The 26,864-nt window shown below is 67.8% G+C and carries 17 protein-coding genes and 2 tRNA genes; 14 read left to right on the top strand and 5 right to left on the bottom strand.

What is annotated here, in order from left to right; all coding sequences use genetic code 11:
- Positions 1-271: 271 nt before the first annotated feature.
- Together CMC5_RS48345 and CMC5_RS05970 are read left to right on the top strand one after the other, a co-directional pair.
- Positions 272-748 carry an RNA recognition motif domain-containing protein gene (locus CMC5_RS48345; protein WP_050429501.1) on the top strand — a complete coding sequence of 159 codons (477 nt, stop codon included), beginning with the start codon at positions 272-274 and terminating at the stop codon, positions 746-748.
- Between the two features lie 899 nt (positions 749-1,647).
- A complete protein-coding gene (locus tag CMC5_RS05970) occupies positions 1,648-5,598 on the top strand; it encodes a serine/threonine-protein kinase (protein WP_050429503.1) in 3,951 nt (1,316 codons plus the stop codon).
- 103 nt (positions 5,599-5,701) lie between these two features.
- On the opposite strand, the gene CMC5_RS05975 is transcribed toward CMC5_RS05970, so the two are convergent.
- On the bottom strand, positions 5,702-6,640 hold the full coding sequence (locus CMC5_RS05975; RefSeq protein WP_245678321.1) for a hypothetical protein: 939 nt from the start codon (positions 6,638-6,640) through the stop codon (positions 5,702-5,704).
- A 176-nt stretch (positions 6,641-6,816) separates the two neighbouring features.
- The gene (locus CMC5_RS05980) at positions 6,817-8,460 is read right to left on the bottom strand and encodes a hypothetical protein (protein WP_050429505.1); all 1,644 of its coding nucleotides are present in this window, start codon (positions 8,458-8,460) and stop codon (positions 6,817-6,819) included.
- A 208-nt stretch (positions 8,461-8,668) separates the two neighbouring features.
- Here CMC5_RS05980 and glmS point away from each other — a divergent pair, with 208 nt between their 5' ends.
- From glmS to guaB, 3 genes are read left to right on the top strand one after another with little or no spacing between them, the layout of a single operon-like run.
- Entirely contained in the window at positions 8,669-10,501 is a 1,833-nt protein-coding gene (glmS, locus tag CMC5_RS05985) for a glutamine--fructose-6-phosphate transaminase (isomerizing) (protein WP_050429506.1), read from the top strand.
- 51 nt (positions 10,502-10,552) lie between these two features.
- Complete coding sequence (locus tag CMC5_RS05990; protein WP_050429507.1) at positions 10,553-12,295, top strand: sensor histidine kinase; 1,743 nt, start codon at positions 10,553-10,555, stop codon at positions 12,293-12,295.
- Between the two features lie 8 nt (positions 12,296-12,303).
- The gene (gene guaB, locus CMC5_RS05995) at positions 12,304-13,758 is read left to right on the top strand and encodes an IMP dehydrogenase (RefSeq protein ID WP_050429508.1); all 1,455 of its coding nucleotides are present in this window, start codon (positions 12,304-12,306) and stop codon (positions 13,756-13,758) included.
- Here the strand turns inward: guaB and CMC5_RS06000 are convergent.
- On the bottom strand, positions 13,724-14,458 hold the full coding sequence (locus CMC5_RS06000) for a hypothetical protein (protein WP_050429509.1): 735 nt from the start codon (positions 14,456-14,458) through the stop codon (positions 13,724-13,726). The two genes, guaB and CMC5_RS06000, sit on opposite strands and share 35 nt — an antisense overlap.
- 80 nt (positions 14,459-14,538) lie before the next feature.
- On the opposite strand from CMC5_RS06000, the gene CMC5_RS06005 reads away from it, so the two are divergent.
- From CMC5_RS06005 to rpsI, 5 genes are all read left to right on the top strand, one after another.
- A tRNA-Ser gene (locus CMC5_RS06005) sits at positions 14,539-14,625 on the top strand.
- A gap of 112 nt (positions 14,626-14,737) precedes the next feature.
- Positions 14,738-14,825, top strand: a tRNA-Ser gene (locus tag CMC5_RS06010).
- Positions 14,826-14,936: 111 nt separating this feature from the next.
- On the top strand, positions 14,937-15,935 hold the full coding sequence (locus tag CMC5_RS46375) for a hypothetical protein (RefSeq protein WP_179955511.1): 999 nt from the start codon (positions 14,937-14,939) through the stop codon (positions 15,933-15,935).
- A gap of 528 nt (positions 15,936-16,463) precedes the next feature.
- Complete coding sequence (rplM, locus tag CMC5_RS06020; RefSeq protein WP_050429511.1) at positions 16,464-16,928, top strand: 50S ribosomal protein L13; 465 nt, start codon at positions 16,464-16,466, stop codon at positions 16,926-16,928.
- Between the two features lie 37 nt (positions 16,929-16,965).
- Positions 16,966-17,358, top strand: a complete 393-nt coding sequence (gene rpsI, locus CMC5_RS06025) for a 30S ribosomal protein S9 (RefSeq protein ID WP_050429512.1) — start codon at positions 16,966-16,968, stop codon at positions 17,356-17,358.
- A gap of 292 nt (positions 17,359-17,650) precedes the next feature.
- On the opposite strand, the gene CMC5_RS06030 is transcribed toward rpsI, so the two are convergent.
- On the bottom strand, positions 17,651-19,210 hold the full coding sequence (locus tag CMC5_RS06030) for a M23 family metallopeptidase (protein ID WP_245678322.1): 1,560 nt from the start codon (positions 19,208-19,210) through the stop codon (positions 17,651-17,653).
- A 547-nt stretch (positions 19,211-19,757) separates the two neighbouring features.
- On the opposite strand from CMC5_RS06030, the gene CMC5_RS06035 reads away from it, so the two are divergent.
- From CMC5_RS06035 to CMC5_RS06050, 4 genes are all read left to right on the top strand, one after another.
- Positions 19,758-20,606 carry a tetratricopeptide repeat protein gene (locus CMC5_RS06035; protein ID WP_082362273.1) on the top strand — a complete coding sequence of 283 codons (849 nt, stop codon included), beginning with the start codon at positions 19,758-19,760 and terminating at the stop codon, positions 20,604-20,606.
- Positions 20,607-20,608: 2 nt separating this feature from the next.
- Positions 20,609-21,805, top strand: coding sequence for a DUF2062 domain-containing protein (locus CMC5_RS06040; protein ID WP_050429514.1), 1,197 nt, complete (start codon positions 20,609-20,611; stop codon positions 21,803-21,805).
- A complete protein-coding gene (gene uvrC / locus CMC5_RS06045; protein WP_050429515.1) occupies positions 21,799-24,096 on the top strand; it encodes an excinuclease ABC subunit UvrC in 2,298 nt (765 codons plus the stop codon). The genes CMC5_RS06040 and uvrC overlap by 7 nt, the downstream gene beginning before the upstream one ends.
- Positions 24,097-24,169: 73 nt before the next feature.
- Complete coding sequence (locus CMC5_RS06050; RefSeq protein ID WP_050429516.1) at positions 24,170-25,483, top strand: serine/threonine-protein kinase; 1,314 nt, start codon at positions 24,170-24,172, stop codon at positions 25,481-25,483.
- 106 nt (positions 25,484-25,589) lie between these two features.
- Here the strand turns inward: CMC5_RS06050 and CMC5_RS06055 are convergent, their stop codons facing one another.
- Positions 25,590-26,729 (bottom strand): alkaline phosphatase family protein, encoded by a 1,140-nt coding sequence (locus CMC5_RS06055; RefSeq protein WP_082362274.1) that lies wholly within the window; start codon positions 26,727-26,729, stop codon positions 25,590-25,592.
- Positions 26,730-26,864 lie beyond the last annotated feature (135 nt).

Raw genomic sequence — 26,864 nt, forward strand, 5'->3', positions numbered from 1 at the left:
GCCCATCGTCTCATGAGCCTTCTGCACCCTTGCAGAAGAGGCCCGCTTGGTTACTATGATCCAGGTCACGTACGTCACTGGGCACGACACGACGCTTCTCTCGTGGGGGATCGCCGCTTGATCGGGAACTGGGCGACGCAGCGTGTGGCGCATCAGGAGGCTTCTCTCCGGCGCCGTCCTCCTGTTCGGTCCTCGCGGCTCCATCGAACGGGAGGGCGTTACGGCGCGCAGGTAGCGCGCAAGCAGGTGGAGCCGCGGGACACTCGGTTCGATGGGTACTCGTCTCTACGTCGGCAATCTCCCGTACTCTGCTACCAAGACCAGCCTGGGCGAAGCGTTCGCTGCCTCCGGTGAGGTGACTGATGTCCACATCGTCATGGATCGCGAGAGCGGCCAGTCGCGTGGCTTTGGGTTCGTGACGATGGGGAGCCCTGCTGAGGCGCAGCAGGCGATCGAGCAAATGAACGGCGCCCTCTTCGAGGGACGCCCGCTTCGCGTCAATGAGGCGGAGGAGCGGACGCCCCGAGGCGGTGGCGGCGGTGGCTACAGTGGCGGTGGCGGTGGCGGCGGCTACGGTGGCGGCGGCGGCGGCGGCTACGGTGGTGGCGGCGGCGGCGGCTACGGTGGCGGCGGCGGCGGCGGCGGCGGCGGTCGTGGTGGCCGTGGTGGCCGTGGCGGTGGCGGCGGTGGCTACGGCGGTGGTGGTGGTGGCCGTGGCGGCCGCGATCGCGACCGCGATCGTTACTGAGCCAGCGTCCCCGCGGCTGGTCCGAGCTCCTCGATTCTCCGAACGTGGTCACGGCCACGTCGGTCGATCACTCCGTCGGCCAATGAGTCGACCTGTCCGTGTTCTCACGAACTGCTGATGTCGACGACACGAGCCGCTCGGCGAGGTTCGCTGCGACGGGTCGCTCTGGCTCGTCGAACGCGAGTCCGATCGACCAGCGGACCTCGTGGCGTCGCGCCTGGCAAAGCCCAGGTCCAGGCGCACAGGTGCTGAACGGGGGGATCGATGTCACGCCGGGGTCGACGAGGCCGATCATCCACGTCGGCGTGGTCGCTCCTGCCATCTCGGCCGAGCCCCTCGACCCCTCTCACCGAGCCCCGCGTGCAAGATCGCCCGCCTCGTTCATGAACGGGCTGGACAGGATCTGCGGCTCACACGTTCACGCGAGGGCAAGCAAACCGCGAGGGCCAAGGGGGAGGTGACACGCGGGTGGGGCCAGACTTGCGGCCACTCACCACCGTGATGAGGGACCGCGCGGCCTGCTGGAGAGTGATCTGATCCCCTTCCCTTCGCGGTGCACGGCTGGATCGCGAGACCGACGAGAAAGGGGGTCACGAGGGGCGTCGAGCGCCGCCTTCAGCGCATGATCGACGCCGGCGATGAGAGGGCTGCTCGAGGAGGAACTCGCCCGCTCTGCGCGGCGGTCAGATGGGTGGTGAAGGTGCTCGCAGGGAGCCGTCGAGGGCGAGTCGACCCACGTGCATGCGACCAGCGTGGCGCGGCAAGGTAGCGAGGTCGACCATCACGGCGTGCACGAGAAAGGGCGGCATCGATCGTCGTTCGATGAAATGTGCATCGGGGCTCGCTGTAGGTGCAGTGGCTCTGTCGATCTCACCGCCTCCTCTGCAATACTGCCGCCCGTGCGTCCCGGGGATGTCGTCGCCGACCGTTTCGAGCTGGAGCAGCTCGCCGGTGCTGGCGGTATGGGCGCGGTCTACCGCGCTCGAGAGCGGTACAGCGGCCGGTTGGTGGCACTGAAGATCCTGCAACCCGGGCCACCGGAACATGCGGCGCGCTTCGCGCGCGAAGCCCAGGTGCTCGCCGAGCTCAGGCATCCAGGCATCGTCCGTTATGTGGCGCACGGCCTCACCGAGGGAGAGCTCCCCTTCCTCGCGATGGAGTGGCTCGACGGCGAGGACCTGGAGCGTCGGCTCGGGCGCGGGCAGCTGTCGGTCGCCGAGGCGATCGTGCTGGGTCGGCGCGTCGCCGAGGCGCTGGCGGAGGCGCACGCCCGTGGGGTCGTTCACCGCGACATCAAGCCCGGCAACCTGTTCCTCGTCGATGGGGATCCGGGGCGCGTGAAGATCCTGGACTTCGGCGTGGCGCACGTCGCGCACACGATGATCTCGGTCACGGGGGGAGGAGGGCTCGTCGGGACGCTGGGCTACATGGCCCCGGAGCAAGCGCGCGGCTTCCGAGAGGTGGATGCGCGTGCGGACGTCTACGGGCTCGGCTGTGTGCTGTTCGAGTGCCTGACGGGGCGTCGTCCCTTCGCGGGTGAGCACGTGATGGCGATCCTGGTGAAGGTGCTCATCGAAGAGCCGCCCCGCCCCAGCCACTTTCGAGACGACGTGCCGCTCTCGCTGGACGATCTCGTCTCCGCGATGCTGGCGAAGGACCCCGCCGATCGACCGGATGACGGCGCGCGGGTCGCGGCGCTGCTGGAGGAGGCGGGGGAGGGAACCCCATCACAGCGGCCTCGCTGGACGATCCAGCCTTCTCTCACGGCAGGTGAGCAGCGGTTCGTGAGCGTGATCGTGGTCGGCGCCGAAGGGTCTGCCGTCGAGCGCGCCGATCAGCGGACGTTGACCGAGCTTGAGGTGAACGCGCCCTTCGAGCGGCTCTGGGCGGCCGTTCAGCCCTTCGGTGCGCGGCTGGAGCGCGTCGCCGATCGGGGCGCCGTGGCGACGCTCTCGGGTGAGGGCAGCGCCACCGATCAGGCCACGCGCGCGGCCCGCTGCGCGCTCGCCATGCGGGAGACCTTGCCGACGGCGCCGGTCGCCGTGGCGACGGGGCGGGGCGTGCTCGAAGGCGCCGTGCCGGTGGGCGAGGCGATCGATCGCGCTGTCGGGCTGCTACGTGCCCACGAGCGAGGGGCATCGAGTCGATCGCCGATGATCGCGCTGAGCGCGGTGCGCCTCGACGAGGTCACCGCGGGCTTGCTCGACGCGCGCTTCGACGTCAGCACGGACGCGGCCGGGTTGATCCTGCGGGGGGTGCGAGAGGCGGAGCTCGAGGTCGGGCGCACCTTGCTCGGCAAGACGTTGCCGTGCGTCGGTCGAGAGCGGGACATCTCCGTGCTTCGCGGCTTCTACGAGGAGTGCGTGAGCGATCCTCGAGCGCGGGCCGTGCTGATCACGGCAGAGGCAGGGGTCGGAAAATCCCGCCTCGGGCAGGAGCTTCTCCGGGAGATCCGGCCCGATGACGCGGCTCCCCTGTCGACCACGTCGGTCTCGGCGAACCGGCCACCTGGCAGTCCGGAGATCTGGATCGCGCGGGGAGACCCGATGAGTGCAGGCTCTCCGCTGGGGATGGCCGCGCAGATCATCCAGCGTGCGGCCGGGTTGCGGGGGGGGGAGCCGCTCGCTGTGCGCTGTCAGCGCATCCGAGCGCGGGTGGCGCGCACGTTCTCTGGCGAGGAGGCGCAGCGGATCGCAGAGCTGCTCGGCGAGATCGCGGGGACCCCGTTCTCCGAGGAAGGTCGGCCTCACCTCGCAGCCGTCCGACGCGACGCGATGCTCCGTGCCGACCAGATGCGTCGGGCCTTCGAGGAGTTCATCGCGGCAGAGAGCGCGGCACAGCCCGTGGTGGTGGTGTTCGAGGATCTCCACTGGGGGGACCTGCCCTCGATCCAGCTGATCGCGGCGGCGCTGCGGCTCGCACGGGAGCGTCCGCTGTTCGTGCTCTGTCTCTCGCGGCCGGATGCTCACGCGCTTTTCCCTCGTCTGGTCGCCGATCTGATGGCGCAGGAGATCCGACTCGACGAGCTGTCGCGTCGCGCGAGCGTGCGTCTGGTGCGGCTCGCGCTGGGGGACGAGGTGCCCGAGGAGCTGGTGGACCGGTTGGTCAACCAGGCGGCAGGGAATGCGTTCTACCTCGAGGAGCTGATCCGCGCGGTGGCCGAGGGGCGGACGGGGGAGCTGCCTGCGACGGTGCTGGCGATGGTGCAAGCGCGCCTGTCCGAGCTGCCAGCGGAAGCGCGGCGGGTCATGCGCGCTGCGGCGGTGTTCGGGCAGGTCTTCTGGAAGGGTGGCGTTCGCGCGCTCCTCGGTGGGCGTGGCGCGGCGGCAGGGGTGGACGGTTGGCTCGCCTCGCTCAGCGAGCGCGAGCTGATCGCGCCGCAGCCTTCGAGCGCCTTTCAGGGGGAGGAGGAGTACCGGTTCCGGCATGGTCTCGTGCGCGAGGCGGCCTACCAGATGCTCACCGATCGCGACCGCAGCACGGGTCATCGGCTCGCCGGTGAGTGGCTCGTCGCTGCGGATGCGCACGATGCCATGGCGCTGGCCGAGCATTTCGAGCGTGGTGAAGAGCCGGCTCGTGCAGCAACCTTCTTCCTGCAAGCGGCAGAGCAGGCCATGCAGGCGAACGATCTGGATGCGGCGATCGCGCGTGCCGAGCGCTCGGTATCTTGCGGCGCCAGCAAGGAGCTTCGGGGGGCGGCGCGTCGGCTGCAAGCCGAGGCTCATCACTGGCGTGGTGACGTCAGCGAAGGGGGGCGATGCGGTGAAGAGGCGCGGCAGCTTCTGCCACGTGGTAGCTCTGCGTGGCTCAGCGCTGCTGCCGAGGCAGCTGCGTCGGCGCTGAGCCGCGGCGCTCGTGATGATCTGATCGCGATCGCCGAGGATCTCCGCCGCGCCGTGCCCACGGAGCTGGAGGCGACGGATGTAGCGGTCCTGGCCCGGGTGGCGCAGATTCTCCTGCGGGCTGGGCTTGCCGACGCCGCCGCACCGCTGGTCGCGATGCTCGAAGCCGCGCCGCGTGAGGCGCATGCCGATCCGCACGTGGCCGGTCAGCTCGCGGCAGTGGTGGGCGTCCGGGCGTTGTTTGCAGGCGATGTCGCGGCGAGCGCCATGGCCTTCGCGGAGAGTTCTGCGCTGTTCGAGCAGGCGGGGGATACGCGCAATGCGATCACCACCCGGGTGAACCACGCCGTCGCGCGCCTCTGCCTGGGAAGCTACCCGGAGGCCGAGGCAGAGCTGCGTCGCGCTCTCCCCGAAGGCGAGAGGATGGGGCTCTACCAGCTCGTGACCTGGATCAAGCACAACCTCGGCATCGCCCTGCTCCACCAGGGGGAACTTGCGGAAGCGAGGGCGCTGGAAGAGGAAGCGATCGAGGCTGGGCTCGTGCGCGGTCACGTCTGGACGGAGGTGGGGGCTCGCTGCACGTTGGCACTGGTGCTGCTGCGCCTCGGTGAGCTGGAGGAGGCGGAGCGGGAGGCGAAGCACGCCGTGCAGGTCTGCGACGCGTCGCTTCCAGCGCGTTGCACCGCGCTTGCCGTGCTGGCGCAGACGAGGCTGTGGCAAGCGCGCGCGGGCGAAGCGCTGGGCCCCGCCACCGAGGCCATGCAGACGCTCACCGATCTCGGTGGGCTCGACGAGGGAGAAGCACTGGTCCGCCTGGTGTATGCGGAGGCGCAGCGAGCTTGTGGGCAAGAGCGGGCCGCGCTCGAGGCGATCTCGGCGGCGCGATGGCGGTTGCTGGAGCGAGCGGCGTTGATCGCGGACGAGACCTGGCGGCGCAGGTTCCTGGAAGCCGTGCCCGAGAACAACCGGACCATGGCGCTCTCGAAACGGTGGTTGGAGGCTGTCTGAGGCTTGCGCAGCGCATGCTGCGTCCTCGAGCACCATGCCGTCGTCGGTGGCCTCGAAACCTCTGTGCTCAGGCTTCGCTGCAGCCGTCCCCGATGCGCGCGCGTCAGGACAGCGCTTCGCGTGCGCTGGACGCTGTGAGAGCCTGCTCGAGCCAGCGCCGCAGCGCTTCGAGGTCGGAACAGGCGTCGATACGTGCTTCGTCCGTGACTTCCAGGGGGATCTTCCGGCTCGTCAGCACGCAGCGAAGTGCTGCTCGGGCTTCCTGCTGCCTCCCCTCGACGCACCCTCGGGTGGCGCTCTGAGCGAGGAGCTGCTCCCGGAGTTCGCTGTTCGTTGCGAGGAGGACCTCCACGATGTGTCGTTGTCGCGCGGAGAGTTCTGGATCCTCCTCGGGTCTGGCCAGATCCAGCAGGAGTTCTTCGCGCACGCTCGTCGACATCGCCAGGTACTTTAGCATGGCGAGCACCCACTCCCGAGGTCGGCGCCGCACGACCCATCTTCCGAATTCGTCCAGCGCCTCTCCCGAGCGAGCGATCAAGAAGGGGACCAGCTCGTCCTGCAGGGGGAGCTCGTTGGCGGCGATCCACAGGAAGTCCGTGCCGAAGGGATCGACGCGGTAACAACCCGGCCCCAGACGAGCCGGCACGTAGGCGCGACCGAGCCACTCCGGGAGATAGGGGGCGATGAGCCAGAGGGGCTCGTGACCCAACCAGGACGGGTTCTCCTGCTCGACGCGCTGCACCTGTCTCATCTGCCGTCGCAGCAGGGCTCTCTCCACGGCCCTCCGGTCCAGCGTCTCGGCAGCCAGCTTCAGTTCGGTCAGGATCTCTTCGTGACGTCGCGCTTCCGGCCAAGGGGCAGGCAGGTGCGTCAAAAGCTCCGTCTGGTGCACGAAGAGCAAGCCGTCGCTCTGCATCTTGCCGAGCCTCAGCTCAGGGGACTCTTGCCAGGTGATCGCACCCCCCGTGATCTGCTCGGTCTCCTCGGTGAACGTCCGCTTCGCGAACAGGTCGGCCTGACCCATGAAAGGGCGCGGTACCATGACGAGCGTGCTCGGGACCAGCGGGATGAACAGGGGCGCCCCGAATGAGGACGCGCTGGGCGGAGCCGCGCGGCGCGCTGCGCGACCTGGTCGAAGGGGGCTTGAAGCGGGGGCGGTAGTTCTCGACGGATGCTGATCATCCGGACGCCTGCGCGGTCGTGCGGTGCCTCCGGACCTCAGCGGGGCTCGGGGTCCAGCTTGCGGAGCAGCTCGGGGCTGGGTCGGACGCGGTAGTAGAGGCTTCGCTTGGGCGCCTCGGCCATGATGCCTTCCCAGGTCCTTCGGCGTGGACGCTTCATCTGATCGGCGAGACCCGCCGGAAAGCCGGTCACGGGGTCGCTCCACTCCACCAGGAGGGCATGCTGGTGAATCCGCTCGTCCCGCTTCAGTCCGTGGATGGCGACGATGTCACCGGGCTTGAAATCGTCGGCGCGTTCGGCGAGGAACTGGAAGAATTTCCTGCGCTCACCGAATGGGACACGCTCCTCTCGCTGGAAGCGCCGCACCTCGAAAAGATCAGGGCGAGTCGCTGCAAAATCTCCGAGCGGGAGGACGCCGCGTCGGTTGGGGATGCCCGTGTCGTCGAAGTCGAGCTGGCCTCGGACGCGCGCAGCCCGCATGCCTTGCCCTGTGAACCACGTGCCGGCGGCGCGCTCGTACGTATCGAGCACGAAGTCGACGCAGACCTGGGGGGGCCAGGGTTTGCCGGCAGGATCGAACACGGGATAGCTGACCTCATCGACACGGAAGCTGCTCAGTCCTCGCAGGTAGGCGCTCATCCAGACAGGCCGGAGCTGTCCATCGCGATCCGGCCCTTCTTCGCCCAGAGGACGATCGAAACGGTTTCCCTCTTCCACCAGAGCGTCGACGGTGGCGCGCATCTGCATGAGCGCGCGGCGTTTCCAGGCGGTGGCTCGTTGCGCTTCCGTCAGGAGGGCGCGCTGGTCCGCATCTCCGAGGACACAGTCGAGCCGTAGCGCTGCACCATCGGATGCGAGCACGGCCTCCAGGTGGACAGGAGCGGCTTCGAGGGGGGGTTGTGGCGTGACGCGGAGCTCGACGACGAGCGCGTGTTCCGTACGGTGCAGCACGCTGACCCGATCGAGCCCGATGTCCTCGGCGAGCGAGCGCAGATCGCGATGGAGCGGTGACCCCAGTCCGTCCTCGGTCAGGGCCAGCCGATCGCCAAAGAGGAGTTCGGCGCGTCGACCTGCGAGCGTGCCTTCTGCATGGCGGTACGTGGTGATGGTGCGCGGGGTCCGACCCTCGACGACACGGCGGAGCCGGTGCTTGTGCTTGCCGCGAAGCAGCCAGACTTCGGGCTCGTCGAACAGCTCGGGGAGACTCAAGGCGGTGACCATCGCCAGGGCATCCTGTGGTTCGCTCGTGTAGACGTAGCCGTCCCGCAGCAGGAGGGCCCGGAGACCCGCAGGGTCCCCGCGATGCCTGGATTTCAGCAGCGTCACGCGCTTGCCTCGCGGAGAACCCTCGAAGGCTCGTCGCGACGCCTGCTGTGCGGGCGTGAGCACCTCGTCGGGCGTCGGTCGAGGCTCTCGAACCAGGACCAGGGGTTCTCCGCGCGCCGTGCCGAGGATGGTGGTGCGTCGTTCCTCGAACGCCGGGGCGCCCCCCTGGTCGGGTTCACTGCGGACCGAAGCGGCGCGAGCACGGCAGAGCGAGAAGGCGACGTCGGCAGGGGCGACGTCGGCGATGCCGGGCCGAGCGACGGCGGTGGGGGGGATGGAGTGGCTCGGGTCCGAGCAGCCGGTGACTCCCCCGAGGAGCGCGAAAAGCAGAGAAACGGAGCGGGCGGTCCTCATAGGAGATGCCTGGTGCAAGGGGAAGCGGTGCAGAACGAGACACGGAGTGGCTCCGCGTGACATCTCATCAACGCCCGGAACGGGGGACCCTCATCCACGACCGGCGAGGGGGCGCTCGAGAAGAGATTTCCTTTCCGCCCCGCCCCGGCGCAGTAACCTTGGAGTCTTAGGCGGCGGGCAGCTCCGCAGGCCAGAGGTGAGGCAGCTCATGTGCGGGATCGTCGGGTACGTAGGATCCAAGAAGGCGGCGCCGATCATCGTCGAGGGACTCCGGAAGCTGGAGTACCGCGGGTATGACTCTGCCGGCATCGCCATTCATGATGGGAACGGCATCGAGATCGTGCGGGCGCTTGGCAAGCTGGCCCGACTCAGTGAGTTGCTGGAGAAGCGTACGCTCGAGGGAACCACGGGCATCGGCCACACGCGGTGGGCTACACACGGCAGACCGAGCGAGGTGAATGCCCATCCTCACTCCTCGGGCGTCGTCGCGCTCGTGCACAACGGCATCATCGAGAACTACGTCGCGCTGCGGCAGGAGCTCGAGAAGGAGGGCGTGAAGTTCTCGTCCGACACGGACACCGAGGTCATGGCCCATCTGGTGCATCGTGAGCTGACGCGAGGAGCGAAGCCGCTCTTCAAGGCCGTTCAGCGTGCCCTCGGCCATGTTCACGGCGCCTATGCCATCGCCGTGGCGAGCCGAGAGGAGCCGGACGTGGTGGTGGTCGCACGCTACGGATCTCCCCTGGTGCTCGGCGTGTGCGAGGGGGAGTCGCTGTGCGGGAGCGATATCCCCGCGCTGCTGGCCCATACACGGGACATGATCTTCCTCGAGGATGGCGACGTGGCCGAGCTTCGTGCGACGGGCATCCGCATCGAAACGGTCACGGGCGAGGAAGTGCAGCGCAAGGTGCGCCGCATCGACTGGAGTCCTGTGATGGCGGAGCGTGGGGGCTACAAGCACTTCATGCTGAAGGAGATCCACGAGCAGCCGGACGTCGTCGAGGCGACGCTGCGCGGTCGGGTCGATCTCGTGAACGGTGATGTTCATGCGACCGAGATAGGCGTGTCCCCGGAGCTCGCTCGCGAGATCCGGCGGGTATACATCACGGCCTGCGGCACGAGCCACCATGCAGGGATTGCAGGGCGATACTGGATCGAGCAGCTCGCCAGGGTGCCGACGGTGGTCGAGCTCGCCAGCGAGGTCCGGTACCGCGACCCGATCTTCTATCCGGACGATCTGGTGATCGCCATCAGCCAGTCCGGCGAGACGGCCGACACGATCGCGGCGCTCAAGGCGGCGAAGGCGCAGGGGGCCAAGGTGCTGGCGCTCTGCAATGTGGTCGACAGTGCCATCCCCCGCGCTTCAGATGGCGCGCTCTATACCCACGCCGGGCCGGAGATCGGCGTCGCCTCGACGAAATGCTTCACCACGCAGCTCGCGGCGTTGCTGATGCTCGCGGTTTACCTGGGGCGACGTCGCGGAACGCTCGACGAGGGGCGCGCCCGCGAGACGCTGCAAGCGCTCTGGGAGATTCCCAACCAGATGCGTGATGTGCTCGGGGACGCGGACTACGTGCACGCCATCGCCAAGAAGATGACGCACGCCAAGGACGTGCTCTTCCTCGGCCGCGGGCTGGGCTTCCCGATCGCGCTGGAGGGAGCGCTCAAGCTCAAGGAGATCTCGTACGCCCACGCCGAGGGCTACGCGGCAGGCGAGATGAAGCACGGCCCCATCGCACTCATCGACGAGACCTTGCCGGTGGTGGTGATCTGCCCGCGTGACGCGCATTTCGACAAGACGGTCTCCAACCTGGAGGAGGTGCGTGCCCGGGAGGGACAGGTGATCGCCATCGCCACCAAGGGGGACGAGCAGATCCTCGAGAAGTCGCAGTATCAGGTGTGGCTGCCCAAGGTGCGTGACGAGGTGCTGCCGCTCCTGACGGTGCTCCCGTTGCAGCTCATCGCCTATTACGTGGCCCATCTGAAGGGCAACGACGTGGACCAGCCGAGGAACCTCGCCAAGACGGTGACGGTGGAGTAGCGGCGAAGAGCGACTCTGCAGATCCGCTCGTGCCGGGTATCCTCCCCGGCCATGCGGATCCTGGGCAGGACGGAGCGGCGCGTCGTCGTCGCCATCCTGGTGACGGCGCTCATCCCTCTCGTCGCCAGCATCCTCACCGCGCGCGCCGTCATTGCGCGCCTGTCGGCGACGGCTTACCAGCCCGAGTTCGGGGCGCACCTCGAGCGAGGGCTCGAGGTCTATGCCGATCTCGCAACCGCCATCAAGCAGCGGATGCGGGCCGAAGCGGACGCCATCGCCGCCGTCGAGCGGCTGCGACAGAGCGCTTTCTCCAGCGCGGCGGGGTCGCTGGCGACAGAACTCGAGGCGGCTTTCTCCAGACACCCGGCGCTCGTCTCGCTGCGCGTGGAGACCTGCGATGGTGTGCTCCGCGGCGTCCGGGATCGAGAGAACCCCGTGGATCACGAGCGTGAGAAGACGCTCACCGTGCGGCGCGCGCTGGAGCGATCGGGGGCTGCGCCTGGAGATCCTTCTGCGTGTGCCGACCGGCCCGAGGAGGTCCTGCTCCTCTCGGCGACCTTCGCCACACCGAGCGCCCGCTTCGGTGAGCTGGAGGCCGCGCAGGCCTTCTCCCAGGCCTACAACCAGCTCGTGCGCGACCACCGCGAAGAGTACGTGGATCGCACGTACCTGAGAGCCTTTGCGGTGCTGATTGGCTCCACCATCGTCCTCGCCGTCGTCGCCGGGGTGTTGCTGGTGCGCCCGGCCGTGCGCAAGCTGAGGCAGCTCACGAAGGCGATGCAGCCCGTCGCCGAAGGGGATCTCTCCGTGCGTGTGGGCCTGGCCGGAGAGGATGAGATCGCGGAGCTGGGTCGCTCTTTCGATCACATGCTGGAAGAGCTTCAACGGAGTCGCACACGCCTGGAGTTTTTGCGTCGCATGAGCGAGTGGCAGAAGGTAGCGCGGCGTCTCGCGCACGAGATCAAGAACCCGCTGACGCCGATCCAGCTCGCCGTGCAGGAGTGCCATCGCCGCTACCGAGGTGGAGATGCCAGCTATGAGCGGGTGCTCCAGACGACGCTGGAGGTCGTCGAGGAAGAGGTCGGCTCGCTACGACGGCTGGTGAGCGAGTTCGCGAGTTTCGCGCGGTTGCCCCGGCCAGAACTGGAGGAGGTCGACCTCGGGACCTTTCTGCGTGAGCAAGCCGAGCGTCTCGACGCAGCCAGTACGGCCGAAGGGAGCGATGATGGCGCTGGTTGGCTCGGCGCCGTGGATGTGGAGTTCAACCTTCCAGGAGAGGCGATGCCGGTGCTGCTGGACAGGGAGATGTTCCACCGCGCGCTGACGAACATGGTTCGAAATGCGGCGCAGGCGCTGCGCGATGCACGACAGGGGCGGGCTACCGACGGCGCGGCAGAGGGCGCTACTTCCGAGGGCGGTGCTTCCGAGACCACCGCTCCAAACAAGGGATCATGGGGACAGATCTGCGTCTCCACGCACTCCGAGGGGACGGGCTACGTCATCGACGTCGATGACGATGGACCCGGGATCGACGCGGCCCTGCGTGATGCGATCTTCGATCCGTACGTCACGACCCGTCGCGACGGGACCGGGCTCGGGTTGAGCATCGTCAAAAAGATCGTCGTGGATCATGGCGGTACCATCGACGTGCTCGTCTCACCGCTCGGTGGCGCTCGCTTCGAGGTCCGTATGCCACGGGCGGGGTCGCCCGAGGCGCGGGCGGTGCTGGAGCAGCAGCAGCGCGCCGCAGAAGAGGATGAAGCGCCCGTGGCGTCGGCTCCATCGCTGCGCTAAGGGGCGGCATGCTCGATGACAAGCTCCGTGAATGTCTGACGTTCGACGACGTTTTGCTCGTTCCGGCTTACAGCGAGGTGCTTCCTGGTGAGGTGGGGGTACGCACCCGTCTGACGAGGAAGATCGAGCTGAACATCCCGCTCCTCAGCGCTGCCATGGATACCGTCACCGAGGGCAGAACGGCGATCGCCATGGCGCGGGCGGGAGGGATCGGCATCCTGCACAAGAACATGTCGCCGGCGCTGCAGGCGCGTGAGGTCGAGCGGGTGAAGCGGGCCGAGAGCGGGATGATCATGCAGCCAGTCACCGTGGGGCCCGACGAGTCGCTTCGCAGCGCGCTGGCGATCATGAAGGAGCACGACATCAGCGGCGTGCCCGTGGTGGAGGGAGAGCGACCCGTCGGGATCTTGACGGCGCGTGACATCCGGTTCGAGCAGAACCTCGACCAGCCCGTGAAGGCCCTCATGACCCAGGAGCTGGTCACGGTGCCCCCGGGGGTGCCGAAGGACAGCGCGAAGGAGCTGCTTCACCGCCATCGCATCGAGAAGCTGCTGGTGGTGGAGGGCGGTCGGTTGATCGGGCTGATCACCATCAAGGATCTTCTCCAGGCCGACTTGAACCCCGAGGCCAGCAAAGATGCAGGTGGACGGCTGCGTGTCGGGGCCGCCATCGGTCCAGGAGTGGACTGTGATGTGCGCGCAGAGGCGCTGGTCTCGGCGGGCGTGGACGTGCTCGTCGTGGACACGGCGCACGGCCATTCCCGCGGCGTCATCGACGTCGTGCAAAGGGTGAAGAGCCGTTACCCGGAGATGCAGGTGATCGCTGGCAACGTCGCCACGGCAGAGGGAACCGAGGCGCTCATCGCCGCCGGCGCCGACGCCGTGAAGGTGGGGATCGGGCCTGGCAGCATCTGCACGACCCGCGTCGTGGCAGGCGTCGGCGTCCCTCAGATCACGGCAATCGGCGACTGCGCGCGTGCCGGCGATCGCCATGGCGTTCCGGTGATCGCAGACGGAGGCATCAAGTACTCGGGCGAGGTCACCAAGGCGATCGCAGCGGGGGCGTCCTGCGTCATGATCGGTTCGCTGTTTGCCGGTACGGACGAGTCCCCTGGTGACCTCGTGCTCTACCAGGGCCGCAGCTACAAGGTCTACCGAGGGATGGGGTCGATGGGCGCCATGCGCAAAGGGTCCAAAGATCGCTACGGTCAGGGCGGGGCGGCCGACGAGAAGCTCGTCCCGGAAGGAATCGAAGGGCGCGTCCCTTACCGTGGCTCGTTGACGTCGATCCTCTACCAGCTCGTCGGAGGTCTGAGGTCGGGCATGGGCTACTGCGGGAGCCGCACGATCGAGGAGCTACGGCAAAAAGGTCGCTTCGTGCGGATCACATCCCAGGGGCTCCGCGAGAGCCACGTGCACGACGTCATCATCACCGAGGAAGCGCCGAACTACCGGACGACGTGACCCTGGTCGGCGTGGTGGCGCCACCTCCGTGGACCGCGGGACGCACATCGACCCGGTAGGCGATCCCGAGCCGGATGCCGAGCATCAGCGTGCTGCCAGCGCCGCTCGCGCACCCATCGAGCACGTCCGAAGACAGCTGCAGGGCTTCTGCTCCCACGCCAGCGGTGAGCGCGAACCCAGCGCCGGCCGAGACCCAGCCAGAGGCCCCGACGCGCAGACCCAGGTTCGCGCTGCCGCCGGCGGAGCACGTGAAGCGCGTGGGACGATCGGTCAGCCCCAGGAAACCCGAGGCGTCGAGTCCTTGCCAGGCCAGTCCGGGTCCCAGCTCGAGGCCCAGCCCGGCTCGATCGGCGAAATCCAGATTGAGTCGTAGCGCCGCCCACAGGGCTTGAACGTCACGGGATACCTCGAAGAGCCCGAACGAGGACGCAGCGCTGCGCTCGCGCCCCAGTCCGAGGTGCTGGAACGCGAGCCCCAGCGAAAACGCGGGGCGCGGAGCGATGTACGCGGCCACCTCCAGGTCGAGCCCCGCCGGGTCGACGAGGGTGAAGTCGGGGGGCTGGTCGGCGCGGGCCGCGACCCCCAGACGGCCGCCCAACTCCAGGGTGATGGGCTGCTCTTCCTGGGCGCTCGCCGCGCTGGCGAAGCAGAGCGTCGCGCCCAGGACGAGGCCGATCCGTAGGGGACTCTGTCGATGCACACCCCCGCTTATCACACCGTCGTGCCGTCCAGGTCACGCGGAGCTTGACCAGCCGACGACGCTTTGCCATGTTGCGCCGCGGAGAGGTGACCGAGAGGCCGAAGGTGCCTGATTCGAAATCAGGTGTACCCGCAAGGGTACCGCGGGTTCGAATCCCGCTCTCTCCGCCGTCGTCGGCAGTCGAATTTCTGCTGGTTCACACGTCTTCCTCACCGCGACCCTGATCCAGGGAGGTGGTGTCGGAAAGGGGAGCCAGCAGGGTTTGGCGTGCTGTGTTCTGGAGAGGTGACCGAGTGGTCGAAGGTGCACGACTGGAAATCGTGTGTACGGCAACGTACCGCGGGTTCGAATCCCGCCCTCTCCGCCATCGCTGGTGTTCAGATCGCTGACGTTGGTTCTGGACGTCAGGTTCTGCCCGGGGGCGCCTGGTAGTTCGTTGTCACGCTGACGTGACCAGCCTACCGTTTGCATTATGCGCGTGGTTCTCTTGGGAATGCTCCTGGCCACTGCTGTCGGCGTGGCGGTGAGCTGCACGCTGAACACGGATGGGACTGCAAACCCATTCGGCGGCAGCACGTCGACGGGACTGGCGGGTGGCGGAGGAGCAGGGGGCGCTGGCGGAAGCGGCGTCTGCACCTGCAGCGCAGATACGGCGTGCGCAACCTACCAATGCGTGGACGGAACGTGCCGTGTGACGTTCGCCCCCGAGGGCACGCCGGTCATGGGGACGCCCGTCGGTGACTGCCAGGACGTGGTCTGTGGCTCCTCGGGTGTGCCGATCTCGAAGGTGAACGACGAGGATGTTCCCGACGACGGGAACGAGTGCACGGTCGACAGCTGCGTCAACGGCGTGCCGCTCCATGTGGCCGAGGCCGATGGCAGCGTGTGCGGCGTGGATCAGAGCCTTCGTTGCGTGAGCGGTACGTGCACCGGTTGTGGAGACGATGCTCAGTGCCAGCAGATGAACGAGTGCATGGTGCCGCGTTGTGAGAATTTCGCCTGCGTCGGCGTCCCGAAGCCCAGCGGAACGCCGGTGAGCAACGACAGTCCGACGGACTGCAGGAAGATAGAGTGCAACGGAGCGGGGCAGACCGTGGTCGTGGCGGCTCCTGAGGATACCCCGGATGATGGCAACCCGTGCACGGCAGACAGCTGCGTCGGGATGACGCCCACGTTCACGCCACGACCCGATGGCGACTCCTGTCCCTCCAACCGAGTCTGCCATGCAGGGAACTGCGTGGCGTGCATCCAAGACAGCCACTGCACGACGCAGATGACGTGCCGTGTCGCCGTGTGCAATGTGAATACCTGTGGTGTGGAACCCGCTCCCGATGGCACGCCATGCGGGTCGAGTGGGATGAATGTCTGTTGCATGGGGAGCTGCGATCCCACGTGTCCGGACGCTGGAGGAGCAGGCGGCGCGGGAGGAGCAGGCGGTGGGGGGATGGGTGGCGCGGGCGCAGCGTCGGGTCGTTGACGCGAGCAGATTGCTACCTCCGGGCAGGTCCGGTGGGGCTTCCCATCGCGGCAGCGTGATGGACGTGTCGAGAGCGATGCTTCCCACCCGCGGGTAGCGCCAGTTCCGAGTCCGCCCTTGCACCGCTTCCAACCCCGAGTGGGGGCGGCGTGTCGCAGGGCTCTAGGTCCTTGTTTCGCCAGAGGGGGGGCTAGGCGGCGTTCGACGGCCTCGAGACAGAGAGCCCGAGACCGAACCGTCGAAGCCAGCCTGTGGGGGGACGGGTCATGGTGCTGGGGGAGCTGAACGCCTGCTCCTGCTGCATTGGCGCGCCTTCCCGTCTATGAAGAGGACTTCCGACGGCATGCCCGCGCGCGAGCCGCAGGATCCAGGTCAAATGACTCCACCCTCCCCTGGGCGGGCCTTGACAGGCTGGAGCCTGGCTTGTACAAGTGGCGCCCCTTTTCGGCCGTTGCTTTCTGGCCACCCAGGGGGTCCTTGCGCGGAGCGCCGCGCCCCTAGCCCCCAGACGTCTGGAGTTGTCGCGCGATGAATCCCGAGCCCAAGTCCTACTCCGCCAAGCCCGCAGAGGCGCGCGCGGCGCGCCGCTGGTGGGTGATCGACGCCGAGGGTAAGCCTCTCGGCCGTCTCGCCAGCCGCATTGCAACGGTGCTGCGTGGCAAGGACAAGCCCACGTTCACGCCCCACGTGGACACCGGTGACTTCGTCATTGTCGTCAATGCCCAGAAAGTTCTTCTGACGGGCCGCAAGCTCGAGCAGAAGCAGTACGTGCGGCACAGCGGCGAGCCGGGCGGCTTCCGCACCGTCCCCTACGAGCTGGTCCTGGAGCGCAAGCCCGAGCTGCCGATCACCAAGGCAGTCAAGGGAATGCTCCCCAAGAACACGCTGGGTCGAGAAATCCTGACCAAGCTGAAGGTCTACGGAGGCCCCGACCATCCCCACGCCGCGCAGCAGCCGCAGCCCCTGCCCTGGCCTGGGCAGAGCAACCAGTAGCTGAACCCTTCTGCCCCCACCCAAGCTGAGCGAAGCCATGGCTGACTCGAGAACGTACGCCACCGGGAAGCGCAAGACCGCCGTCGCGCGTGTCTTTCTGGTCCCCGGCACCGGGAACATCACCGTCAACACCCGCACCGCGGAAGACTACTTCGTCCGTGAGACCAACCGGATGGTCATGCGGCAGTCGTTGGAGCTCCTGGAGCTCATCGACCAGTACGACGTCGCCGCGACGGTCGCCGGCGGGGGACACAGCGCCCAAGCCGAAGCGATGCGACACGGCATCGCCCGAGCACTGTGCGAAATCGATCCGGAGCGTCGCTCCTCGCTGAAGCGTGCTGGGTTCCTGACGCGAGATGCTCGCAAGAAGGAGCGCAAGAAGTACGGTCAGCCGGGCGCACGCAAGCGCTTCCAGTACTCGAAGCGCTGAGCGACTCGAGTTCGTCCTTCCAGAGCCGACCGTTGCATGCGGTCGGCTTTGACGTTTTGTCTCCCGGTCATCGCTGAACCAGCCACGACTGGGCTCGGCGAGACGACAGAGGTCGAGAGGACTCTTCCGCCAGAGCGACTCTTCACCGACTGAGCGGAGGCGCTCCTCTCGGTTCCTCCCCCATGCGCGAGGACCGAGGCGACAGCACGTGCTCAATGTGCGTGAGGGCGAGGTGGATCAGGCCTGAAACGACGACGTGGTGGGGCGCCCAAAGGAATCGGGGACCTGGGCCTCACTTCGGGGTCGTTTTCAGGTCGGCGCCTTTGATCATCTCGCCACCTTCATCGTCATCCGTCGCGTCCCCAGGATCTCCTGCTGCTGGATCCTGGCCAGCGGGCGGCGGAGAGGGCGTGTTCGGCGCTGCTTCCGCGGTCGGCTCAGCCGCCGACGGGGATCCTTCAGGTTGGTCCGAGGGAGGCTCGCTCCCTCCCCCTGTCTTGGCCGGCTCGGGCGGAGGCGCTTCAGGCGGAGGCTCGGGCAGTGGGATCGCGTCGATCCGTTTGTCCAGCGCCTCTTTGGCCGCCAGAAAGGCTGCTTTGTCGACAGGCGGGACAGGCCTTTCGCCGTCCATTTGAAGCGTCAACGCGTCGAAGTACTTCCCATCCCGCTTCGCGGTGAAGTGCAGGTGAGGCCCCGTCGAGCGTCCCGTCGTTCCGACATAACCGACCTGTTGATGGGTCCCCACCTTGTCCCCGACCTTCAGTCCGGGCAGGAACTTGGACATGTGGGCGTACCCCGTGGTGACGCCGTTGGGGTGCTTGACCGTCACCAGGTTCCCGCTGGGGCCTGCAGGCCCGATGAACTCCACCACGCCCCGGTAAGCTGCGTAGATCGGCGTGCCGGAAGGCGCACCGAAATCGGTGCCGGTGTGGGGCATGGGCTTCTTCAAGATCGGATGGAGCCGCTTCGGGTTGAAGTGCGACGTGACCGGCGCCCCGGGAACAGGAAGCCGCCATCCTCCCGAGTGCGGCTGACGTCCGCGATCATCGAAGTATCCCTTCGCCTCCTGACCCGTGAACCAGTACGCGCGCACTGGCTTCTCCTCCGGGTCGACGGGGCGGTACTCCAGCGCCACGACTTTCTTGTATTTCGAGAACAATCCGAGGGCCGTTTCCTCGGTGAGGATGAGGCGGACCGTGCCTCCCTCCTTGAAGCTCTCCGTCGAGACGCGTCCGTTGAGCGCCTCGTCGATGACGTCGAGGAGTCCGTCTTCCAGGCCTGCGTACCGGTAGGACGCCGCCAGGTCCTTGCCCACGTAGAAGGAGGCGACCACCTCTTCCTCGGCAATTTTCATGTCGAGCTGCGTGCCCGCGAGCATGCCGTTCGCATCTTCACGCGCCTGGAACACCTCGCTCGGTGTCACCTCGTATTCGAAGGCGCGAATCTTCCGCGTGCCGCGGTCCATCGCCACCGTGAAGCGATCTTTGCGCCCGCTCTTGTCGAACTTGCGGACACCTTCGAAGGCCTTGAGGATCCGGTAGACCTGCGCCTTCGGTACATCCTTCTCGCCGAGGGCCACGACGAACGAGCGACGCTCCATCGTGTCGCTCACGATGAGCATCGAGCTGTCCTTGGCGAGCTCGCTGATCCGCCAGGGGCCAGGAACCGGCGTGCGCTGTTTCTTGGGGGGAGCCGTCGGCGCGGTGGCGTTCGGCTTCGAAGGGAGCGACAGGTCCTTCAGGTGATCGGCGACGAGGGCCCGCTCGTCGCGAACGGGGACGACCTGGATCAACAGCGCCACGACCGACGTGACCGTCGCGAGCCCGAAGAGCCCACCAAAGATGGCCGTCATGCGCGGCGACAGGTGCATGGCGGCAGCGGGTCGCGTCAGCGGTGGGATGCGGTTTGGCTCCGGCGTGGTGTCGGAGCCGTGCCCTCCACCGTGACCTGCTGACCCTCCCGACGACGTACGTGACGACGGCCCGAGTCCAGACGACGTCTGGGGTCCGCCTACAGGTGTCCGTGGCGTTGGTGTGAAGGCAGGCGGTCCTGCTCCTTCGAGCATCCTCCCTGCAAACGACGGGCGCGACACGGGCGCAGACGGCGCGGCCGTTGGCGTCTCGATACGACGACCTGCGGACGCCGAGGTCGGCTGCCAGCCAGGAGCGCGCGGTGCGACGTCCTCGTCCGTGTTCTCGATCTGCCGCGCCGAGCTGTCGGCATCGGCGTCGGCAGGACCGGATCCCGCTCGTGAAAGCGGAGATGCTGAGTTCCGCACCCGCAAGTGCCTATCAAGGCGCGGGCCCGGCCGCAACCGCCGTTCCCTGGGACCCCTCGGCGCTTGATCGTGAGAGGAAACCAGAGCCGACCTTCGCCCCCCTCGCGTAAGCTACGGCGCCATGGATGACCGGCTCAAGCAGCTTCTGATCCTGGGCAGGGAGCATTATGACCGGCGCGAGTACGAGCTTGCGGAGAAGGCTCTCCGGCAGGTCCTCGAGCACACCGATCATTACGCCGACGTCCACAACATGCTCGCCGTCATCCTGCACGATCGTGGAGATTTTCTGGGCGCGGAGCGTCACTTCGAACGCGCCGTTGAGCTGAATCCGAACTACACCGAAGCCCTCCTGAACCTGGCTGTCACCTACAACGATCTCGGCAAGTACGACGCTGCGCGGCTCGTCTACGCACGCATCCGGCGAAGTGATGGCCAGCCAGGCGTCCTGGACCCTTTCGCGCGCGGCAAGATCGCCAACATGCACGCCGACGTCGCGCAGGCCTACCTGGACGCAGGCTGCCGAGCCGAGGCCGTCGCAGAGCTCAAGCGGGCGGTGGCGCTGTGTCCGACGTACGCAGACCTCCAGGTCCGGCTCGGGAATCTCTACCGGGACACGGGCAACCTCGCGCTCGCTCGCGAGAGCTACGAGGCGGCCCGCAACGCCAATCCCCGCTTCGCTCCTGCCCGTGTGCTTCTCGGCGTGACGTTCCTCTCTCTGGGTCAGACGGATCAGGCGGTCGTCGAGTGGCGTGAGGCGCTCTCCATCGACCCCGAGAACAAAAGCGCGAAGCTCTACCTGCGCATGGTGGAGGGGCAGCGCAACGCCCGCTTGCGCTCGACCTCCTCGGTCCCGGCGCCGATCCCCGAGGGGCGGAGCGAGGCGCGCGCGTCGGACATCGATCTCTCCGATGCCGTCGCTCAGGCGGCGCCGCTGGGTGGGCCGACACAGGGGCGAGAGGGCGGCGACTGACCGTGGCCAGATTCTCCCTGTTGCGGGAGGAAGCACGCAGGGCCTGGCGGGAGCTACGCGGAAGCGAACTCTCACCCGAGCGCGGCGCCGCCGCCGTGGCCATCGGCCTGTTCATCGGTTCTCAACCGATCTTCGGCTGCCACACCCCCCTGGTGCTTCTCCTGTGCTTCTGGTGGCGACTCGATGCCGCCATCGCCTGGGTCGCTGCGAACATCTCGAACCCATTCTTCGCTCCGGCGCTCTTGACCGCCGAAGTGCAGGTGGGTGCCTTTCTGAAGAACGGGGAGATCCTGCGCCTCGACGAGGCCGTGAGCCACGAGGACGCCTGGGCTCAGTTCGCGGGCTACATGTTCCTGGGGGCCCCGGCCGTTGGCCTCGGGCTGGCCATCCTCGGCGCGAGCATCACCTGGAGCGTGGTGTCCCTGCGCCGCCGCTTCGTCACGAGCGCCGCCCGAGGGCCCAGCCCGTACCGGCTACCCGACGATGCGCCGGTGTGGTTCAAGGCCGTGGAGCGCATCGCCTCCCGCTACTGTCCAGAGCGAGGCTATTCCGCCGCGCAGCGAGCTCGTTTTCACTACACGCGCATCAAGCTGGTCAGCGATCCTGTTGCGAAGCTCGTGGCCGACATCGCCGGAGAACAGCCTGGCGCGCTCGGTGAGGTCCTGGACATCGGGACGGGGGCCGGACAGCTTCCCCTGCTCCTGCTCGATCTCGGACGCGCGACCAGGGTGCGTGGGTTCGACTGGGACGAGGCCAAGATCGCGGACGCTCAGCGCGCGGCGGCCGGGCTTCCTGCCGAGATGTGGAGAGCGGACGCTCGGGAAGCCGAGCTGGGCATGGCCGATACCGTCTTGCTGATCGATCTGCTCCATTATTTCCGAGTGGATGAGCAAGACCGGATCCTCCAGCGCGCGGCGGCAGCCGTCCGTGCTGGGGGGCGTCTCATCGTGCGAGAGGCTGATCCGAGCCGTCGCCTCCGCAGCGTGATGACCGCGATTGAAGAGGCCATCTTCACCGTTCTCCGGTGGAACCGGGGCGAGCGCATCCGCTTCCGACATCCCAAGGAGTACGTGGAGCAGCTCGAGGCGCTGGGGTTCCAGTGCGACGTCCGTGCCGCGTGGGGGAAGACGCCTTTCTCCAACGTGCTCATTCTGGCCACGCGCCCCGCGGAGGAGGTGGGCGCCCAGCATCCATGCTAGATCGGCGTGACGTGTCGACCGAGGCCAGCAAGCACGAAGACGGCGCCAGCCGCGAGCGTGAGGGAATCGTCGAGGCAAAGCTCGCCTCGCTGCCCGTCAAGCCGGGGTGCTACCTGTTCATCGACAAGGCTGGGGCGGTCGTTTACGTCGGAAAGGCGAAGAACCTCCGCTCGCGTGTTCGCAGCTATTTCCAGGAAGGGGGGAGCGACAACCGTTACTTCATCCCCATCCTGCGGCGCATCATCGCCGACCTCGAGACCGTCGTCACCGCCACCGAGAAGGAGGCTGCGGTCCTCGAAAACCAGCTCATCAAGCAGCATCAGCCGCGCTTCAACGTCAAGCTGCGCGACGACAAGGACTTCCTCTGGATCCGGATCGATCCGCGCAAAGAGTGGCCCCTGCTGGAGGCGGTGCGCCGTCCGACACCGGAGAAGGCCGACAGGGCTCGCTACTTCGGCCCGTATCACTCCGCCTCGAGCGCGCGCCGCACGCTGCACCTGGTCAACAAGCATTTCCAGCTTCGTACCTGTTCCGATGCGGAGATGGCCTCCCGTCGCAGGCCTTGCCTCCAGTACCAGATCAAGCGTTGCCTTGCCCCGTGCGTCTACGAGGTCGACCGCCCCCTCTACGCGGAGATGGTCCGCTCCGTGTCGATGTTCCTGGAAGGGCGCCATGACGAACTCACGGGCGAGCTCACCCAGCGGATGCGAGACGCTTCGAAGGATCTGAGCTTCGAGCTGGCCGCCATCTACCGCGACCAGCTCCGCGCCGTGGAAGCCGTTCGCGAAGAGCAGCGCGTCGTCCACGCCCGCGACGTCGATCAGGACGTCATCGGCATCTACCGCGAGGGGACCCTCGTGGAGGTCGAAGTGCTTCTCGTCCGGCGCGGTCGCCTCAGCGACACCCTCTCTTTTTCCCTCCGGAACATGGAGTTGCCGGATGAGGAGGTCCTCTCCGGCTTCCTGAGTGAGTATTACGGCGCAGCCCCTGAACTCCCCGACGAGATCCTGCTGCCGCTCATGATCGAAGGCGCAGACGGGTTTGCAGAGCTCCTCTCCGAGCAGCGAGGTCGCAAGGTCGTGCTTCTCGCCCCGCAGCGCGGGCCACGGGTCGATCTCGTCCAGATGGCCATGGAGAACGCTGCCCACGCATTCCGGGAAAAGCAGCGCAGCACCGACGACCTCGAAGCGCGCCTGGAAGAGCTGCGCGAGCGGCTCCGGCTTCCCACGCTCCCGCGCCGGATCGAGTGCTGTGACATCTCGCATCTCGGAGGGGGAGACACCGTGGGCTCCATCGTCGCCCTCACCGACGGCCAGCCGGACAAGAAGCGCTACCGCTCCTTCCGGGTCAAGAGCACCGCCGATGGTGACGACTACGGGGCCATGTACGAGGTCCTGGCGCGGCGCTTCCGACGTGGCAAAGCGGCACGCGACCGGGCCGCCATGACCGCGACGCGAGACGACGCCAGTGCCGCCGCCGCGGTGGTCTCTGTCGAAGAGATGCCTGCCGAAGAGATGCTCGCCGAGGCCGAGGAGGAACTCGCGGCGGCGGAACACGTAGCCGAACTCCCCGCGGAGCATCGGGGAGCTGGTGAGGGCCTGGAAGCACCGGGGGACCTGGGAGTACCGGCGGCTCTGGAGGCCGCCAGCGATCGGGTCGCACCTGATGCATCTGGTGACGCCGAGGCCGATGAGCATCTGGCAGCCGCCAGCGCAGCGGCCGCGCCTCCACCTGTCCGGGGAGCTGGGCAGGGCGAGGCCGCCGAGGCGCCTCCACCTGCGCCTGCCGCTCCTTCCACGGGTCCCGAGTGGGATTTGCCGGACCTGCTCGTCGTCGACGGGGGACGCGGCCAGCTCCAGGTCGCCCTGTCGGCCGCGCATGATCTCGGCCTCCACGGCTTGCCGATCGTCGGACTCGCGAAGGAACGCGAGACGGCCACGGGCGACAAGCTGGTCGATCGCGTCTATCTGCCTGGGCAGAAGAACGGCATCCCCTTGCGCTCCACCAGCTCGGCGCTCTTCTTTCTCGCCCGTGCCCGCGACGAGGCCCACCGTTTTGCCAACCACGCCCGTAAGCGGCTTGGCAAGGCGCGCCGCCTCCGGTCCGAGCTGGAGGACATTCCGGGCATCGGCCCCGCCACCCGCAAGGCCCTGCTCCGCGAGCTGGGATCCATGGAGGCCGTCCGGAAGGCGACCGACGAGCAGATCCTCGCCGTGGCTGGCGTGAGCCGACGTCACCTCACCGCCCTCCGCAAGATCGTCCCCGTGCCCGCCCCGGATGAGACCCCGTGAGGCGGCATCCATCACGGACCGACCCCTTCATGGTTGAGTCGTGTGGCGGTCTCTGCGAGCCTGAGAGCGGGGTATGAGCGGGCTCGGCAACGTCGGTGCGGGTCACACACTCGGCCGCTATCAGCTCCTCGTCCCGATCGCGCTGGGGGGCATGGCGACGGTGTGGGCTGCTCGCACCACCGGCGCCTTCCAGAAGATCGTCGCCGTGAAGCTGATGCGGAACGAGCTCAGCGACGAAGACGACTTCGAGCAGATGTTCCTCGACGAGGCGTCCCTCGTCTCCCAGATCCGTCACCCCAACGTGGTCGAGATCCTCGATCTCGGCGAGGAGGACCGCGCCCTTTACCAGGTCATGGAGTGGGTGGACGGCGAGCCGCTCCATGTCGTCCTGCGTGAATCGAGGAGCCGCGGTGGGATCCCTCTGCCCATCCTCCTGCGCGTCATGAAGCAGGTCTGCGCGGGTCTGCATGCGGCGCACGAGCTGCGCGGACCGGACGGCGCCCTCGTCGGCCTCGTCCATCGCGACGTGTCTCCTCAGAACATCCTCGTCGGCTACGACGGCATGGTGAAGGTCGTCGACTTCGGCGTCGCGAAGGCCGCGCTGAACAAGCAGACCACCCGCGTCGGCTCGCTCAAAGGCCGCGCCCCGTACATGGCCCCCGAGCAGCTCCGTGGCGAGCCGATCGACCGACGCACGGACATCTTCGCCCTCGGCATCCTCCTCTACCAGCTGCTCACCGGCAAACACCCATTCCAGGGCGACAACGAGTTCGAGACCATGCGCCGCATCACCTCCGGCGTACCTCCCACCCCACCTCGCAGCCTGGTCCCGGCCCTCTCCTCCGAGGTCGAGGCCATCGTGCTGCGCGCCCTCGCTTCGTCGCCCGGTGACCGCTTCTCCACCATGCTGGAGGTGCTGCGGTCGCTGGAGAACGCCACCCCACCCGAGGCGCAGATCAGCGCCGAGGACGTAGCCGAGTACATGCGTGCCACCGTCGGCCACCGTGGTGAGCAGCGCCGCGCAGCCATCCGTGATGCCGAGCAGAGCACGCGCGGCGAGCGCACGTCCCCGGCACGCCAGTCCTCTCTCGCCTCCGGGGCACGCCTCGCCCCCGACCTCCCTGCCTCTTCCCCCGAGCTGGCAGCGATCGTCAGGGCTGCTGCGGCCGCCGCGGAAGGGCGTCAAGCGCTTCCCGAGCCGCCTCTTCCCCCCGTTCACGTGGTGCCGGTACCACCCCCGCAGTCGACTTCATCGACGTCTCAGGGACCGCGCTCGACCGTGCTGCCGCGCATCCAGGCGATGCCCCACGCTCGCCTCCTCCTGGTCGCTGCGATCACCCTGGCCCTGCTGCTCGCCGGCCTCTCCCTCGTCCTCTTCACACGCTAGCGCGTTCCTGCGCCAGCGTGTTCACACGCTAGCGTGTTCCTGCGCCAGCGCGCGGGAGGGCGCTCTGCGCATCGGCGGTGCCGGGTCTGTACCCACCCTCGGTGCGTCACGCTCCATCGGGCAGCAGCTCGGAGATCGGCTCTCCGCAACCCGCGCAGAGCCGCTCTTCCAGCCCGAACAACTGCCGGAGGGTCGGCGCGACATCGCGCAGATAGCGCACCCCATGCGTTCCGACCACGCCTCGTGCGGGCACATGGCCGCCGCGCGCCATCAGCCACACCGCCGCGGACGCAGGCCCTCCGTGGTTGTCGAATCCCTTGTCGCGCCCGTGATCCGTGGTCACCACGAGCACCGTCCGCGCTCCGTACCCTTCCATCTCGGCGAGGTGCTGCGCCACCTCCCCGATGAACCGATCGGCGAACTGCAGCGCATCGAGATACCCCCGGTAGTCGCGCCGGTGCGCCCATTCGTCGGTGTCTCCCAGACCCACCCACAGAAAACGCGGCTGCTGCTTCACCAGATGATCGATGGCTGCGGTCGCCGTCGCGCGATCGGGCCGATAACGCGCCGTGCCAGGGAACGGCGGGGTCACATCACCCTCCGGCAGACCTGCGCTCACCATCACCCCTCGCGGGGCGGCACCAGGCGACCCCGCCGGCAGCGCTGCCGGGAGCGTGAGATCTTCCCATGACGTGAACACCGCCACGTCCTCGCGCCCGCGCACCGACGCCAGGTGACCCACGTCGTCCGCGAGCGTCCGGGTGAGGCGCGGCTTGCAGGCATTGTCCCGGCAGTCGCTCGCGGCCCCCGTCATCAGCTCCAGGTACGCTGGCATGCTCACGTAGCGCGGCCCTGACGCCGAGATCCCTCCAGGCAAGGACGGATCACCGAGCACCGTCCCCCCGTCGAAGAACAGCCGGTGCATCGAGGGCAACAGCTCCCGCGCCTCCCGCACCGCCGCCTGGGGCAGCCGAGCCTTCTCCGCCAGAGTGGGCTCCACCCCGCGGAAAATCTCCTGCCACCGCACCCCATCGAGCGTGATCAAGACGACGTTCGGCGCGTCCAGCTGTGCCCCGCTCGACGCCGGCGCATGCACGACCGCCTCGCTCGGACCGGCCGGGGCTCGGCTCGACACGAACCCGATGGTCGAGACGATCACCACCCCTGCCAGTGCGCCCATCAGCCCCTTCATGCACCGCCCCCGTGCGAGCGCCGCGTGCGGCGCTCGTGAAAACCCCTCATCCATGTCTGATGCCGCTTCCCTCGCAGATGCGCGGGCGTACTGCCGAGATCCGCCAGGTGGTGCGGAACCCGACGCGTCGTGGAGCGCATCCGCCGTTCGCTTGACGGCCACGCCTGGCCTTTCCAAGATGGCCCGCCC

The organism is Chondromyces crocatus (genome assembly GCF_001189295.1).
Taxonomy (GTDB): Bacteria; Myxococcota_A; Polyangia; order Polyangiales; family Polyangiaceae; genus Chondromyces; species Chondromyces crocatus.